The 15,140-nt window shown below is 72.8% G+C and carries 16 protein-coding genes; 9 read left to right on the top strand and 7 right to left on the bottom strand.

Annotated elements, in window-relative coordinates:
• Nucleotides 1-82 precede the first annotated feature (82 nt).
• Nucleotides 83-952, top strand: a complete 870-nt coding sequence (locus GTW67_RS14835; protein WP_161165287.1) for an ABC-2 transporter permease — start codon at nt 83-85, stop codon at nt 950-952.
• Nucleotides 953-959: 7 nt separating this feature from the next.
• Here the strand turns inward: GTW67_RS14835 and GTW67_RS14830 are convergent, their stop codons facing one another.
• Nucleotides 960-1,292 carry an Rv1322 family protein gene (locus tag GTW67_RS14830; protein ID WP_161165286.1) on the bottom strand — a complete coding sequence of 111 codons (333 nt, stop codon included), beginning with the start codon at nt 1,290-1,292 and terminating at the stop codon, nt 960-962.
• 201 nt (nt 1,293-1,493) lie between these two features.
• Here GTW67_RS14830 and GTW67_RS14825 point away from each other — a divergent pair, with 201 nt between their 5' ends.
• Complete coding sequence (locus tag GTW67_RS14825; protein WP_161165285.1) at nt 1,494-2,522, top strand: LLM class flavin-dependent oxidoreductase; 1,029 nt, start codon at nt 1,494-1,496, stop codon at nt 2,520-2,522.
• A gap of 111 nt (nt 2,523-2,633) precedes the next feature.
• On the opposite strand, the gene GTW67_RS14820 is transcribed toward GTW67_RS14825, so the two are convergent.
• Nucleotides 2,634-3,026, bottom strand: coding sequence for an SCO5389 family protein (locus GTW67_RS14820; protein ID WP_161165284.1), 393 nt, complete (start codon nt 3,024-3,026; stop codon nt 2,634-2,636).
• Between the two features lie 280 nt (nt 3,027-3,306).
• Here GTW67_RS14820 and nucS point away from each other — a divergent pair, with 280 nt between their 5' ends.
• On the top strand, nt 3,307-3,978 hold the full coding sequence (gene nucS / locus GTW67_RS14815; protein ID WP_161165283.1) for an endonuclease NucS: 672 nt from the start codon (nt 3,307-3,309) through the stop codon (nt 3,976-3,978).
• A gap of 84 nt (nt 3,979-4,062) precedes the next feature.
• Here the strand turns inward: nucS and GTW67_RS14810 are convergent, their stop codons facing one another.
• The 4 genes from GTW67_RS14810 to GTW67_RS14795 all read right to left on the bottom strand — a co-directional run bounded on the left by GTW67_RS14810 (nt 4,063) and on the right by GTW67_RS14795 (nt 9,109).
• Nucleotides 4,063-6,690, bottom strand: a complete 2,628-nt coding sequence (locus tag GTW67_RS14810) for an ATP-binding protein (RefSeq protein ID WP_161165282.1) — start codon at nt 6,688-6,690, stop codon at nt 4,063-4,065.
• Between the two features lie 265 nt (nt 6,691-6,955).
• Nucleotides 6,956-7,279 carry an STAS domain-containing protein gene (locus GTW67_RS14805; protein ID WP_003973611.1) on the bottom strand — a complete coding sequence of 108 codons (324 nt, stop codon included), beginning with the start codon at nt 7,277-7,279 and terminating at the stop codon, nt 6,956-6,958.
• Between the two features lie 203 nt (nt 7,280-7,482).
• Nucleotides 7,483-8,331 carry a 3-hydroxybutyryl-CoA dehydrogenase gene (locus GTW67_RS14800; protein WP_161165281.1) on the bottom strand — a complete coding sequence of 283 codons (849 nt, stop codon included), beginning with the start codon at nt 8,329-8,331 and terminating at the stop codon, nt 7,483-7,485.
• Between the two features lie 136 nt (nt 8,332-8,467).
• Nucleotides 8,468-9,109: a TetR/AcrR family transcriptional regulator gene (locus GTW67_RS14795; protein ID WP_161165280.1), complete on the bottom strand. Its 642-nt coding sequence runs from the start codon at nt 9,107-9,109 to the stop codon at nt 8,468-8,470.
• Nucleotides 9,110-9,188: 79 nt separating this feature from the next.
• Between GTW67_RS14795 and GTW67_RS14790 the strand changes: the two genes are divergently transcribed.
• The 3 genes from GTW67_RS14790 to GTW67_RS14780 are packed head-to-tail and all read left to right on the top strand — an operon-like array spanning nt 9,189 to nt 11,324.
• A complete protein-coding gene (locus tag GTW67_RS14790; RefSeq protein WP_161165279.1) occupies nt 9,189-9,971 on the top strand; it encodes an ABC transporter ATP-binding protein in 783 nt (260 codons plus the stop codon).
• Nucleotides 9,972-9,988: 17 nt separating this feature from the next.
• Complete coding sequence (locus GTW67_RS14785; RefSeq protein ID WP_161165288.1) at nt 9,989-10,738, top strand: ABC transporter permease; 750 nt, start codon at nt 9,989-9,991, stop codon at nt 10,736-10,738.
• Between the two features lie 13 nt (nt 10,739-10,751).
• Nucleotides 10,752-11,324 carry a cob(I)yrinic acid a,c-diamide adenosyltransferase gene (locus GTW67_RS14780; RefSeq protein ID WP_161165278.1) on the top strand — a complete coding sequence of 191 codons (573 nt, stop codon included), beginning with the start codon at nt 10,752-10,754 and terminating at the stop codon, nt 11,322-11,324.
• A gap of 40 nt (nt 11,325-11,364) precedes the next feature.
• On the opposite strand, the gene GTW67_RS14775 is transcribed toward GTW67_RS14780, so the two are convergent.
• Nucleotides 11,365-11,988: a hypothetical protein gene (locus tag GTW67_RS14775; RefSeq protein ID WP_346010658.1), complete on the bottom strand. Its 624-nt coding sequence runs from the start codon at nt 11,986-11,988 to the stop codon at nt 11,365-11,367.
• Nucleotides 11,989-12,140: 152 nt separating this feature from the next.
• On the opposite strand from GTW67_RS14775, the gene GTW67_RS14770 reads away from it, so the two are divergent.
• The 3 genes from GTW67_RS14770 to GTW67_RS14760 form a co-directional block, all read left to right on the top strand.
• Nucleotides 12,141-13,328: a sensor histidine kinase gene (locus GTW67_RS14770; protein ID WP_161165277.1), complete on the top strand. Its 1,188-nt coding sequence runs from the start codon at nt 12,141-12,143 to the stop codon at nt 13,326-13,328.
• Nucleotides 13,325-13,966, top strand: a complete 642-nt coding sequence (locus GTW67_RS14765) for a response regulator (RefSeq protein ID WP_161165276.1) — start codon at nt 13,325-13,327, stop codon at nt 13,964-13,966. The genes GTW67_RS14770 and GTW67_RS14765 overlap by 4 nt, the downstream gene beginning before the upstream one ends.
• 136 nt (nt 13,967-14,102) lie before the next feature.
• Nucleotides 14,103-15,140 (top strand): cellulose binding domain-containing protein (locus GTW67_RS14760; protein WP_202437246.1); only part of this gene is annotated, 1,038 nt, incomplete at its 3' end.

Here is a 15,140-nt window from a genome sequence, read left to right as displayed (position 1 = left end):
CGCCGGCCCCCGCCGCGCCGGCTCCCGCGCCCGCCCCCGCCTCCGCGCCCGTCACCGACCCGACCAAGTCCGAGGACGCCCGATGAGCACGCCCCAGCCCCCGATGCCGCAGGCCGCGCCCGAGTGGCAGGCGGCGCCCGCCGCGCCGTACCCCACCTACACCTCGCCGATCCCGGTGGTGCGCACGCACCTCGGGCACGCGCTGGCCTCCGAGTGGACCAAGATCCGGTCGGTGCGCTCGACGATGTGGACGCTGGGCGTCTTCGTCCTGCTGGTCCTCGGCATCGGCACGCTGACCGGCGTGGTGGTGGCGAACTCGACCACCGACGCGTCCGGCGAGAGCGCGCTCAGCCTCGGCTTCTTCGGTCTGCTGCTCGGCAGCATGTGCCTGATCACGCTCGGCGTGCTGACCACGGCCTCGGAGTACGGCACCGGCATGGTCCGCACGACGATGACCGCGTGCCCCACCCGCGGCCGGGTGCTGGCCGCGAAGGCGATCGTCTTCTTCCTGGTGGCGTTCGTGGTGACGCTGGTGTCGGCGACGCTCGTCGCCCTGATGCACGTGGCCCTGCTGGAGGACCACGGTGCGGTGTCGCCCTCCGGCGAAGAGTGGCTGAAGGGCACCGTGGGCGTCTCGTTCTACGTCGCGCTGCTCGGGCTGCTCTCGCTCGCCGTCGGCTCGGTCATCCGGCACTCGGCGGGGGCCATCACCATCATGATCGGGGCCGTGCTGGCGCCGCTGGTGATCGCCCTGTTCATGTTCTCGCGGTCCCTGGAGGACGTGCGGACCGCCCTGTTCGAGTACTCGATCCCGAACCAGATGAGCATCTTCTACACCAACTCGCTCACGGAGTCCGGCCCGTCCGGCTGGGACCCGCTATGGATCATGCTCGGGGTGACGGCCGTGGTGTTCGCCGGCGCCTTCGCCCTGCTCCAGAACCGGGACGTCTGAGCGGGGCTCAGAACCTCGGCGCGTTACGGGACCGCTGCACCCGCGTGGTGCGGCGGTCCTTCGCGTTCCAGCAGGACTTGTGCCAGTGCCGGCGGTCGTCGACGCCGGCGTGCGCGGGCCAGGCCACCACGTGCGGGACGCCGTCCGGAATGAGCTGGTCGCAGCCCGGGCAGCGGTACGACTTGCCCTGCGCGCTCGCGCCCGCCACGTGCCGTACGCTCCAGTCCTCGCCCTGCCAGCTCTCCGACGACTGCCAGCCGCCGTAGCGGCCCGAGCCGTCGTCCTCGGCGCTCCGGCCGGGCAGGCCGGCTCCCTTGGGTCGGTTGCGACGCGGGGACACAGGACACCTCACGGAGCTATACAGGAAGAGCGGGCCGCGTCCAGCCTACGCGGCACGGACGCGGCGCCCGCGGACCTCCCGTGACGGCCGATTCTGCAGACAATCCGCAAATCCCTTCGCCCGGCCGTGTCCTCGGCACGTGTCGGGCGGTTATGCCCTGTGGGGGAGCTCCGTGTCGGAGCCGAGGAAGCAGGAAGAGCAATGCGCGTTGGAAGTTTCGTGTTGGGCGCCCAGTTCCCGGGCCAGGGCCAGGGGGAAGCGCTGCACCGCGCGGTCCGCTCGGCCGAGGTCGCCGAGGAGGCGGGGCTCGACACGGTCTGGCTGGCCGAGCACCACTTCGTGCCGTACGGGACGTGTCCGTCGGCCGTGACGCTGGCCGCGCTGCTGCTGGGCCGCACCCGGCGCATCCGGGTCGGCACGGCGGTCAGCGTGCTGCCCACCGTCCATCCCGTGGCGCTCGGCGAGCAGGCGGCGCTGCTGCACGTCACGAGCGGCGGCCGGTTCTCGCTGGGCGTGGGCCGCGGCGGCCCGTGGGTCGACCTGGAGGTGTTCGGCACGGGCCTGGAGGCGTACGAGTCGGGGTTCCCGGACTCGCTCGACCTGCTGGTGCGCTGGCTGCGCGAACCGGCGGTCGGCGCCGTCGGGGACCGCTTCCGGTTTCGTGAGGTGCCCGTCGTTCCGCGGCCCTCGGAGGCCCTGTCGGAGGCTCCGGGCCCGGAGGTCGTCGTGGCCTGCACCTCCCCGGCGAGCGTGCGCACGGCGGCCGAGCGGGGACTGCCGATGCTGCTCGGGATGCACGTCGGGGACGAGGAGAAGGCCGAGATGGTCGCCCTGTGGCAGCGGCACGCCCGCGCCGCCGGCCGTCCGGACCCGGAGATCCGCGGCGCGGCCCATGTCTCCGCCGGCGTCTGCCAGATCGCGGACAGGCGCGCCGACGCGGCGGAGACGCTGCTCAAGGCGATGCCGGGCTGGCTGCGGCAGGGGCTGGGCGCCCATGTCACGGTGGACGGCCGTGAGCGGCGGATGCGCGACCCGCTGGCGTACACCGAGTTGCTCTGCGGACTGCACCCGGTGGGCACGCCCCGGCTGTGCGCGGACCGGCTCGCGGCGACCAGCGAGCGGACCGGCATCTCCCGTTTCGCGCTGCTCGTCGAGGGCTCCGGCGACCTCGCGGCCACCGAGGACACCGTACGGCGGCTCGGGACCGAGGTGCTGCCCCAGCTCCGCTGAGCGGGCCGGCGGACGGACGCCCGGGACCCGCGAAGGGCCGGGCGGGGGGCTTGCCGCTCCGGTACGAACTGCACCTCCCGCGTACGGAGCGGCAAGCGGACGGCCATCGCGTCAGCAGTCGCGGAACTCGGGCGACTGATTCAGGATCTGGCTGCGCACCGAGGTGAAACGGGTCAGCGTCTCGTCGACGGAGGAGTCCAACGGGAACACCGCCACCCGGTGGCAGTTCTGGAAGGCCAGCCGCACCCCGAAGTGCCGCTGAAGTGCACCGCGTATGGCGTCACTCGCGAGCGCACGCAGCAGCTGACCGCGCGCCTGCTCGTCCGGCGGGGGCGTCTGGTTGTCGGCGAACGCTCCGCCGTCGACCTTCAGCTGTGCCACCAGGGAGCTGACCATCTCCCATGCGTAGGGCAGGGAGGTCCGGACGCAGTCGACGAATTCTGCTTCGTCGACCTCGCCTCGCTCGGCCTTTTCGAGTAGGGCCGGTGAGACGTCGAGCGACATGGGTACTCCTCTCGCACCCCCGACCAGCAGGGGTTGCCGGACAGTGAAGGGAGCGCGCGATGTCGGACACGCTGAGTACACACCTCGCGACCTCCCGTTCAATACCGTAAGCAACCGATCGTGACCGCACCAGGAGAATGCCCAGATGGGCATCATCCGGTACGCACACAATCGGCCAGTGCGCAACACGGGTCCAATGGGAGAAGTGGGGCGTTCCGCCGGGCGCCGGGAGCGGAGGCGAATCGCGCCGGGGCGGGCGCGTCGAGTAGCGTTGCCGACCATGCGTCTCGTCATTGCCCGCTGCTCCGTCGACTACGCCGGACGGCTCACCGCCCACCTCCCCTCGGCCCCCCGGCTGATCCTGGTCAAGGCGGACGGCAGCGTCTCGATCCATGCCGACGACCGGGCCTACAAGCCCCTCAACTGGATGTCGCCGCCCTGCACCCTCAAGGAGGGCGCCGGTGACGAGGCGGGCGTCTGGACCGTCGTCAACAAGGCGGGCGAGAAGCTCATCATCACGATGGAGGAGATCCTCCACGACTCCTCGCACGAACTGGGCGTGGACCCCGGCCTGATCAAGGACGGCGTGGAAGCGCACCTCCAGGAGCTGCTCGCCGACCGCATCGAGACCCTCGGCGACGGCTACACCCTGATCCGCCGCGAGTACCCGACGGCCATCGGGCCCGTCGACATCCTCTGCCGGGACGCCGACGGGAAGACCGTCGCCGTCGAGATCAAGCGGCGCGGCGAGATCGACGGCGTGGAGCAGCTCACGCGGTATCTGGAGCTGCTGAACCGCGATCCCCATCTCGCCCCGGTGCGCGGCGTCTTCGCCGCCCAGGAGATCAAGCCGCAGGCCCGGGTGCTGGCCACCGACCGCGGCATCGGCTGCCAGGTGCTGGACTACAACGCGCTGCGCGGCATCGAGGACGACAAGCTGCGGCTGTTCTGAGCGGTACGCGCGCGTACCGCGTGCGAGAGGGGCCGGGTCCGTGGTGCGGGCCCGGCCCCTCTCGTGTCGCCGCCTGTCGCCGTCTCAGATGATCTGCCCGGTCGCCGGAGCGGATCCCGTGCCGTCCGTCGCGGGGCTGCTGACGGGAGCGCTCGCGGTGGTCGGGGTGGTGGTGCCGGGGCCGGTCGCGCTGTCGGAGGTCTGCGGGGTCGACGGCGGGGGCGGCTCCGACGTCGGCGACTCGGTGGGCGGCTCGGACGTCGGCGTCTCGGACGGCGGCGTGGTGGGCGGCTTGGACGTCGTCGGGGGCTTCGAGGACGTGGGCGGCCTGGACGACGTCGGCGGCTGCGACGTCGTCGGCCCGCTGGAGCCGCCCGGGCCGCGCGGTTCGCCCGAGTCGCTCGGGCGTCCCGGTCCGCTGCTGCCGCCGGCGCTGCCCGAGGGCCCGGCCGTCTCGGTCGGCGTCGGGTCGTCGGAGGTGCCGAGGGTGCCGTCCGGGCCGGGGTCGGTGGCCCGGGCGGTCGCCTCGCCGGTGTCGGCGGAGCCGTTGCCGTCGTCCGTCGGGCGGTCGGCGCCGAGGCTGCCGTCGTCGATGCCCTGGCTGGCCGACGGGTTGACGCCGACCTGGTCGGCGGGCGTGCCCGCGTCGTTCTCGGAGGTGGCGCCCAGCGTCACCACCGTGCCGAGGACGGCGACGAGCAGCGCGCCCGCGCCGGCGGCCACGAGGTTGCGCCGCGCGAGGCCCTTGAGGCCGCCTCCGTCCTTGCCGGACGGCCCCGGGGAGTGGTCCCGGCGGACGACGAGCGTCGGGGACTGCGGGGACGGCTGGAGCGGCGGGAAGGGCGCGGGCACACCGGCCGGCGGCGACGCCGACTCCTCGTGCCGTGCGTCGGGCACCTCCTCGCCCGCGGTCGGGCCGAAGACGGAGCCGATCCCCGCGCCGGCGGCGCCGAGGCCGGCCCCCGCCGCACCGGGCGCGCCGATGCCCGGGCCTGGCGTGTCCCCGGAGCGGTCGGCCACCAGGGCGAGGGCACGGCGGCCCGCGACGGCACCGCGCTTGTCGGAGAGCGCGCCGCGCAGCCCGATGGACGCCTCCAGCTCGGCGCGGGCCCGGTCCAGCTGTCCCTCGCACAGGGCGAGGACGCCGAGTTCGTGGTGGAAGTAGGCCTGTTCGGCGACGTCACCGGCGAGCCGGGAGGCCTCGGCGCCGGCGCGCAGCGCCCGTTCCCAGGCGCTCCAGTGCAGTCCGGCGGCGAAGGCGGGGGCCGCGGTGCGGGCCAGCTGGACGGCGGGGCTCTCCTCGTCCTCGTCCGGCGGGGTCGTCGCCGGCACCAGCACGGCGAGGGCGGCCAGTACGGCGTCGGCCTCGGCGCAGACGCGCTCGGGGGTGACCGAGGGGTGCCCGGACCACCAGGCGTAGTGCCGGGCGGTGGCCGGCGCCTTCTCCCGGGCGTCGTCGGCGTATCCGGCGCTCTCCAGCTGGGCGAGCACGCCGGCGGCGAGCCGGTAGCGGGAGCCGACCGGCGAGACCAGTCCGCAGTCGGCCAGCTCGCCGAGGGCGGCGTCCGCGTGGGTGTCGCCGACCAGCGCGGGCAGGTGCGCCTGGTGCGGCACCTCGCCGCCGAGGGCGACGGCGAGTTCGAGGGCGGTGCGGGCGGAGGCGCTCAGCCGGGAGGCGAGCAGGGGCGCGGGCGCGGCGGCCTCGCCGACGGACGGCAGGGGCACGTCGTCGCTCTCGGCGGCGTCGTGGGGCGCCTCGTCGGCCGGGCGGGCGTCGGTGAAGACGCCGAACTCGTCGACGGCGTCGGCGCCGGCCCGCAGCCGGTCGCGGCGGCGCAGCAGCGCACCGGCCTGCACGAAGCGCAGCGGCAGGCCCTCGGACTCGAACCAGAGGTCGCCGGCCCAGTTGGCCTCCTCGTCGGTGAGGGACCGTCCGGCGGCGCGCTCCAGCAGCTCCACGCCGTCCGCGCGGTCCAGGCCGGTGAGGAAGACCTCCTCGACGGCGGAGCCGGCCGAGGGGGCGGGCACGTCCGGTGTGGCGGCGACGAGGAAGGCGCACTCGGGGGTGGCGTCCAGGAGTTCGTCGAGGGCGGTGCCGCCGAACTCCGCGTCGTCCAGGACGACGACCGCGCCGATCTCGCGGACGAGGCCGAGCAGTTCCTCGCGTTCCGGCCGGTGCAGGGGGGCGCGGTACACGGCGTGGAAGAGGTCGTACAGCAGGTCGTCGGCCGTGCGGCGGAAGCCGCTGAGGCGGATCACGCCGTCGGGCGCGAGGTCGGCGCAGTCGTCGGCGACGACGTCGAGGAGGCTGGTGCGGCCGGAGCCGGCGGGGCCGGTCAGGCGCACGGAGCGGCCGCGGGCGAGCAGCCGGGCCAGGCGCTCGCGTTCGTCCTGGCGGGCCAGCAGTCCGAGGGCGGGGCGCACCGGTCCCGGGGGGACGGGCGGCCGTGCGGCGCGGTCCAGTTCGGCGCGTTCGGCCGCGGTGAGCTTCTCGGGGCGGGCGGGCCGCTCGGCGGGCGGGCAGACCTCGATCTCGCTGCCGTCGACGGGGTTGACGGTGAGCAGGAAGTCGCCGGAGACGAGCTGCACGGTGCGGGCGAGCGCGGGCGTGTGCTGTCCGAAGTCGGATGTGAGGGGGTCCCTGGGCGGGCGCGGGCGCGGCGTGCTGCCGTCGTGGCCGTGCTCCTCGGGTCCCCGGTTGTTCGGGTCCATAGGTCCAAGCCCCCCAAAAGCGTCGTGTGCCGGGTCCCCGGTCGGGACCACCCCTCCCGGCCTTGCCGCACACCGCGCTGTCGCTTCTGGTCCGGGCCCGCCAGTGGGTTGCGATGCGGCGGGCAGCCAGACCCTAAACCTTCGCTCAGTATCTCCGACAGTCCGGGGTACCGGCCCGTCCGAGACGTCACAGTCTCGTGAGGATTGCGCGCGTCGGGCGTTTCGCCGGGCCCTGTCCCACCCGGTCCGCGCGGCCGCCGGGGCGTCACACCCTGGGCAGGGTCTCCACGCCGATGCCGCCCTCGATGGCCAGGATCCTGTGCAGCCGGGTGGCCACCAGCAGGCGCTGCATCTGCGGCGGCACGCCGCGCAGCACCAGGCGCCGGCCGCAGCGGCCGGCCCGCCGGTGGGCCCCCATGATCACCCCGAGTCCGGTGGCGTCCCAGGAGTCCAGCTCTGACAGGTCCAGGACCAGATCGCCGACTCCGTCGTCGACGGCCGAGTGCAGGACCGTACGGGCGTCCGCCGCGCTGCGGACGTCGAGGCGGCCCCCGACGACCAGCTCGACGTGGTCGCCCCTGATGTGCATATGCGCTCCCCGGCGTGCGTCTCGTCTCGACGATGTGTCCCGCGGGGTGATCTCTCGTCCCGCGGGGTGGTCTCTCCGCGATATCAGGTCATGCAACCTCTGACTGACCGGAACGATCGGAGGTTGCCGCCTGTAAGCGAACCGATACCGAATTCACCCCGGCGTGTGATGTTGCCCCGGCCGGGGGTGAACTCGGTGCGGACTCAGTGCTTGTAGAAGCCCTGCCCGCTCTTGCGCCCGATGTCACCGGCGTCCACCATCCGGCGCATCAGCTCCGGCGGGGCGAACTTCTCGTCCTGGGACTCGGTGTAGATGTTGCTCGTGGCGTGCAGCAGGATGTCCACGCCCGTCAGGTCGGCGGTGGCCAGCGGCCCCATGGCGTGGCCGAAGCCCAGCTTGCAGGCGAGGTCGATGTCCTCGGCGGTGGCGACGCCCGACTCGTACAGCTTCGCGGCCTCGACGACGAGGGCGGAGATGAGGCGGGTGGTCACGAAGCCGGCGACGTCGCGGTTGACGACGATGCAGGTCTTTCCGGTGGACTCGGCGAACTCCCGGGCGGTGGCGAGCGTTTCGTCGCTGGTCTTGTAGCCGCGCACCAGCTCGCACAGCTGCATCATCGGGACCGGCGAGAAGAAGTGGACGCCGACGACCCGTTCGGGGCGCTCGGTCGCGGCCGCGATCTTGGTGATCGGGATGGCGGAGGTGTTGGACGCGAGGATCGCCTCGTCCTTCACCAGCTTGTCGAGGGCGCGGAAGATCTCGTGCTTGACCTCCAGCTTCTCGAAGACGGCCTCGACGACGACGTCCGCGTCGGCGGCGGCGTCCAGGTCGGTGGTCGCGGTGATGCGGGCGAGGGCGGCCTCGGCGTCGTCGGCGGCGAGCTTGCCCTTGGCGACGAACTTGTCGTACGACGCCTTGATGCCGTCGGTCCCCCGCCGCAGCGCCTCGTCGGTCACGTCGCGCAGGACGACGTCCCAGCCCGCCTGCGCGGAGACCTGGGCGATGCCGGACCCCATGAGTCCGGCTCCGATGACGGCGAGCTTCCGTGCCACTGTGCGACTCCCCTGATACGCGCTGATTCTCGTCTCTCGGCCGGAGATTAGCGGGAGTGAGGCGCTGTGTGACCGGTTAGTAACGCGCGTCACGTCTCAGATGACGGACATCACACCGGGGCGTGTCATTCGGGTGTCAGTCCGCGCCCCGGACGGCGTAGTTGAGCACCCGGTCGCTCAACAGCTCCTCCATCTCGTCCAGCAGCGCGAGGATGCCGCGGGACACCTCGGCGGGCTTTCCGCCGGCCGTCATGCGGCGGCCGATGGTCGTCATCACCGTGCCGTGCAGCCAGCTGATCTGACCGGCCATCAGCGCGGGGGCGGGGTCGTCGCCGGGGGCTCCGGTCTCCTCGCGCAGGGTGCGCTCCAGGTCGTCCTGCACCTCCTGGGCGATCGCCCAGAGCCGGGACCGCAGGGCGGGCGAGGCCTCGATGACCCCCATGAACCGCGCGTATCCGTCCATGAGGCCCATCCGGGGCGAGACCGACTCGACCTCCTCGCGCAGCTCCCGCAGCACGGCCCGGGCCGCCGACTCCCCGTCGCGCCGCCCGCGCACCCAGCGCGAGAGCCGGTCGGTCACACCCTTGGAGCGGTCGAGGAAGAGGTCCTCCTTGGCCGGGAAGTAGTTGTAGACCGTGTTGACGGAGACGTCCGCGGCGTCCGCGACCTCCGCCACCGTGACGGCCTCGAAGCCGCGCTCCAGGAACAGCCCCGTGGCGACATCCGAGATGTACTGCCGGGTCTGCCGCTTCTTCCGTTCCCTGAGTCCCTCGGCCATGTCCGCATCCTAGCTTCGCTGGGGCCGCCCAAAACTTGGGGTCATTGCAAAAATTCAGTGACTCTGTTTTTCTGGGCGCATGGCAATCATCAGTACGGCCGGACTGGCCCGTACCTTCGCGACGAAACAGGGCCCGGTGGAGGCCGTGCGCGGCATCGACCTGACCGTGCGCGAGGGCGAGATCCTCGGCTTCCTGGGCCCCAACGGCGCCGGCAAGACCACGACCCTGCGGATGCTCACGACCCTGCTCGCCCCCACCGGCGGCGCGGCCACCGTCGCGGGCCACGACCTGGCGACCGACCCCGCCGGAGTGCGCCGGGCCTGCGGGTACGTGGCCCAGTCGGGCGGCGTGGACCCGCAGATCACCGTGCGGGAGGAGCTGGTCACCCAGGGCCGCCTGTACCGGCTGTCCAGGGCGCGGGCGGCCGAGCGCGCCGGGGAACTGGCCCGCGACCTGGACCTGGAGGGGCTGCTCGACCGCAAGTGCGGCGCCCTCTCCGGGGGCCAGCGGCGCCGGCTGGACATCGCCATGGCGCTCACCCACGGCCCGAAGGTGCTCTTCCTGGACGAGCCGACGACCGGCCTGGACCCGGGCAGCCGCGCCGGCCTGTGGGACCTGGTACGCCGGCTGCGCGACGAGAACGGCACGACCGTCTTCCTGACCACCCACTACCTCGACGAGGCCGACGCGCTCTCCGACCGCCTGGTCGTCGTCGACCGGGGCGTGGTGGCGGCCGAGGGCACGCCGGCCGCCCTGAAGCTGGAGTACGGCGGCTCGCTCGACGCCTCGCTCCAGGACACCTTCCTCGCCGTCACCGGCCGCGGCGCCGCGCCCGCGGACGCCACCCCCGTCGCCGTCTAGCCCCCTGGATGACCCTGATGCTGCTCCACGACACCGGCCTGATCTACGGCCGCTATCTGCGCCAGACGCTCCGCTCGCGGTTCGCGATGCTCTTCGGCGTGCTGATGCCCCTGCTGTACCTGCTGTTCTTCGGCCCGCTGCTCACCGACCTGCCGCTCGGCGGGCAGGGCAGCTCCTGGCAGGTGCTGGTGCCCGGGCTGCTGCTGCAACTCGGGCTGTTCGGCGCCTCGTTCGCCGGATTCATGATCATCCTGGAGAAGGGTCAGGGGGTGGTCGAGCGGATGCGCGTCACGCCCGTCAGCCGGCTGGCCCTGCTACTGGGCCGGGTACTGCGGGAGGCGACGGTCTTCGTCTTCCAGGCGGTGCTGCTGGTCCTGGCCGCCGTGGCGATGGGGCTCAGGGCACCGCTGCCCGGCGTGCTCATCGGCTTCGCGTTCGTCGCGCTGCTCACCGTCTCCCTGGCCTCGCTGTCGTACGCGCTGGCGATGAAGGTCGCCACCCCGCAGGGGTTCGGGCCGATGATCAACGCGCTGACCATGCCCGCGATGCTGCTGAGCGGCCTGATGCTGCCCATGACGCTGGGCCCGCGCTGGCTGGACGTGCTGTCCCACTTCATGCCGTTCCGCTACCTGGTGGACGCCATGCGGGACGCCTTCGTCGGCCACTACGCCACCGCACACATGCTGTACGGCGTCCTGGTCGCCGTCGGCCTGACCGTCCTGGCCGTGACAGTGGGCACACGCGTCTTCCGGACCGCCGGACCGTAACTACGCTGGCCCCATGGTCAACCTGACGCGCATCTACACCCGGACCGGCGACCAGGGCACCACCGCCCTCGGTGACATGAGCCGGGTCCCCAAGACCGACCTGAGGATCTCCGCGTACGCCGACGCCAACGAGGCGAACGCGGTGATCGGCACGGCGATCGCCCTCGGCGGCCTGCACGAGGAGGTCGTCAAGGTCCTCGTCCGCGTCCAGAACGACCTCTTCGACGTGGGCGCGGACCTGTCCACGCCGGTGGTGGAGAACCCGGAGTACCCGCCGCTGCGGGTCGAGCAGTTCTACGTCGACAAGCTGGAGGCGGACTGCGACCGCTTCCTGGCCGAGGTGGAGAAGCTGCGCTCCTTCATCCTGCCCGGCGGCACCGCCGGCGCGGCCCTGCTGCACCAGGCGTGCACGGTGGTGAGGCGGGCCGAGCGCTCCACGTGGGCGGCGCTGGAGGTCCACGGCGAGACGATGAACCCGCTCACCGCGACCTACCTCAACCGCCTCTCCGACCTCCTCTTCATCCTGGCGCGCGTCGCCAACAAGGAGGTCGGCGACGTGCTGTGGGTGCCGGGCGGCGAGCGCTGAGCGCTCCGCGGGAAGCGGAAGCCGTCTTTCGTCTGCCGCCTCATCGTGGCTGGTCGCGCAGTTCCCCGCGCCCCTTCGGGGCGCGGCGCTCCTCCCCCCGTTCCAGCCGCCCGCCGACCTCACCTTCGCCCGCCGGGGCCTTTTTCGGCCAGATCGCGTACGTCAACGCGATCAGGCCGTGGATGCCCACTGCCCTGAGCGCCGTCCACTGGAATGCCCGCAGTGACGAGACGTCGCCGTCGTCGCCGACGTACCAGACGGCGCCCTGGAGCAGCGCGCAGGCCACCGCCGCGCCCAGCACCGTGCGCAGCCACAGCCGGGCCTCGTGCAGGGCGCGGGCGGTGCCGTAGCGGGGCGGCTTCGGCGGGGGCGGGCCGCCGGCCAGGCGGTGGGCGGCGTGGCCGTCGAGCCAGCGGATCGTGTAGTGGCCGTACGCGACGGTGTAGCCGATGTACAGCGCCGCCAGACCGTGCTCCCAGCCCGGCTCGGCGCCGTTCCTCAGGTCGACCGCCGTGACGGCGAACAGCACCAGCTCCAGCAGCGGCTCGCACAGCAACAGGACCACACTCGTGCGGCGCCACTTCAGCAGATAGCGGGCGGCCAGTCCGAGCGCCAGCAGCACCCAGAAGCCGACCTCGCAGGCGATGATCAACGCGACGACCACGACACGCTCCCTTCGGTCACCCTTCCAGGCTCCCGTGGGAATCCGCCGCTCTCGTCGTCGCCGGTGACGAACCTCCGGTACATCGAAAGATGCAGTACGGGACCGTTCCCGGGGATCAGGCGGGCGGGGCGCGGGCCGTGTTGGATGGGGGCATGGCCCCACGTCTCCCCCGCCCGCGCCGCTTCGACGTGTACGCCGCGTCGGCAGGTCTGCTCGGCGGGCTGCTGCTGTGGGGCATCGGCCTGGGCGTCCGGCCGGCCGACGAGCCGGTCGTGCTGTTCGACGGCCGCTGGCCGCTGCTGGTCCCGCTCGCCGTCATGGCGGGCTGCGAACTGCTGCGCCGGGCGGCTCCCCGCACCGGCCTGCTGATCGGCACCGCCGCCCTGATCGGCGACACGCTCACCCAGGGCAGCCTGGTCACGGTGATCATGTACACCGACGTGATGTACGCGGCCGTGCTGTACGGCCCGCCCGCCTCGGCCCGCCGCATCCCGTGGGTCACCGGGCTGCTCACGGTGGCCGGCACGATCGTGCCGTTCGCGCTGTGGCGGGTGCCCGAGGCGCTGCTGATCGGTGTCGCCGTCGGCATCGTGTCGTTCGCGCCCGCCTCGACCGGGCTGATCGTGCGCAACCACCGCCAGGCCGCCGACGCGGCGCTGCTGCGCGCCGAGCAGACCGCGCTGCTGGCCGAGATGGACCGCGCCCAGGCGGTGACGGCGGAACGGTCGCGGATGGCCCGCGAGTTGCACGACATGGTCGCCAACCACCTCTCCGCCATCGCCATCCACTCCACGGCCGCCCTGTCCCTGGACGACCCGGCGACCACCCGGCAGGCGCTGGGCGTGATCCGGGAGAACAGCGTCGAGGGGCTGGCCGAGATGCGGCGGCTGATCGGCCTCCTGCGGGACACCGGCGGGGACACGGGACCGGCCGCCGCGCCCACCCTCGACGGCCTCGGCGCCCTGGCCGACGGCGCCCGCGCCAACGGCCTCGACGTCACCCTGGAGGCCGCGCCCGGCGAGGGGATCCCCGCGCCGGTCGAGCTGGCCGCGTACCGCATCGTGCAGGAGTCGCTGACCAACGCGCTGAAACACGCGGCGAAGGGCCCGGTCGAGGTCGCCGTCACCCGCGACGGGGGCCTCCTGCGGGTGCGGGTCACCAGCCCGTACGGTGACCGGGACGCCCCGCGCGCCCCCGGCTCGGGCGCCGGTCTGGTCGGCATGCGCGAGCGGGCCGCGCTGCTGCACGGCACGTTCGAGGCCGGGCCCGAACCGGCGGCCGGGACCAAGGTCTGGACCGTCCGCGCCGCCCTCCCCCTGACCGAAGGAGACCCCGCATGATCCGCGTCCTCGTCGCCGAGGACCAGTCCGCCGTCCGCGCGGGACTGGTGCTGATCCTGGGCAGCGCCCCGGACATCGAGGTGGTCGGCGAGGCGGCGGACGGCGAGCGGGCGGTGGAGCTGGCCCGCGAACTGCGCCCCGACCTGGTCCTGATGGACGTGCAGATGCCCCGCCTGGACGGGGTGTCGGCGACCCGGCGGGTGGTCGCCGAGCGGCTGGCCGACGTGCTCGTGCTGACCACGTTCGACCTCGACGAGTACGTCTTCGGGGCGCTCCGGGCGGGCGCCGCCGGGTTCCTGCTGAAGAACACCGAGGCGAAGGACCTGATCACCGCCGTGCGCACGGTGGCGGGCGGCGAGGGGATCGTCGCCCCGGCCGTCACCCGGCGCCTGATCGCCGAGTTCGCGGCGCGGCCGGTCCGGGAGAGCGGTACCGACCCGGCCGTCCTCGACGGCCTGACCCGCCGGGAGCGCGAGGTGCTGTCCTGTCTCGGCGAGGGACTGTCCAACGCGGCGGTCGCCGCCCGCCTCGACATGGCCGAGGCCACGGTGAAGACGCACGTCAGCCGTCTGCTGGGGAAGCTGGAGCTGCGCAGCCGGGTGCAAGCGGCCGTGCTCGCTCAGGAGTTGGGGATCTAGCCGGCTGAGCCAGCCGGCTTGGCGAGCAGTGGTCCAGACCTATTGACCTCTGGTCCAGACCTTTCTATTCTCGCGGCACTGCGGGCATGAGGCTCAGTCATGCCCACATCAACATCCCCACATAAGGAGGCGCAGCATGCGCTTCAGACACAGAGCCGCGGCACTGGCCGCGACCCTGGCCCTCCCCTTCGCCGGACTGGTCGGGCTCGCGAGCCCGGCGCAGGCCGCCACGAGCGCCACGGCCACCTTCGCCAAGACCTCGGACTGGGGCACGGGCTTCGGCGGCAGCTGGACGGTGAAGAACACCGGCACCACGACCATCAACTCCTGGGCCGTCGAGTGGGACTTCCCCTCGGGCACCAAGGTCACCTCCGCCTGGGACGCCACGGTCACCAACTCCGGTGACCACTGGACCGCCAAGAACGTCGGCTGGAACGGGACGCTCGCCCCCGGCGCCTCGGTCTCCTTCGGCTTCAACGGCAGCGGCCCCGGCTCCCCCTCCAACTGCAAGCTCAACGGCGGCAGCTGCGACGGCACCTCCGTCCCCGGCGACGCGGCACCCTCCGCGCCCGGCACGCCCACCGCCTCCGACATCACCGACACCTCGGTGAAACTGTCCTGGTCGGCGGCGACCGACGACAAGGGCGTCAAGAACTACGACGTCCTGCGCGACGGCACCAAGGTCGCCACCGTCACCGGCACCACCTACACCAACACCGGCCTGACCAAGGGCACCGACTACTCCTACACCGTCCAGGCCCGCGACACCGCCGACCAGACCGGCCCGGCCAGCGGCGCGGTCAAGGTCCGCACCACCGGCGGCGACGACGGCGGCAACCCGGGCGGCGGCGACAAGGTCAAGCTCGGCTACTTCACCAACTGGGGCGTCTACGGGCGCAACTACCACGTGAAGAACCTGGTGACCTCCGGCTCCGCCGAGAAGATCACGCACATCAACTACGCCTTCGGCAACGTCCAGGGCGGCAAGTGCACCATCGGCGACGCCTACGCCGACTACGACAAGGCGTACACCGCCGACCAGTCCGTCGACGGCGTCGCCGACACCTGGGACCAGCCGCTGCGCGGCAACTTCAACCAGCTGCGCAAGCTGAAGGCCAAGTACCCGCACATCAAGGTCATCTGGTCCTTCGGCGGCTGGACCTGGTCCGGCGGC

Source organism: Streptomyces sp. SID5910 (genome assembly GCF_009862125.1).
Taxonomy (GTDB): Bacteria; Actinomycetota; Actinomycetes; order Streptomycetales; family Streptomycetaceae; genus Streptomyces.
This window is presented reverse-complemented; position numbering and strand designations above follow the sequence as displayed.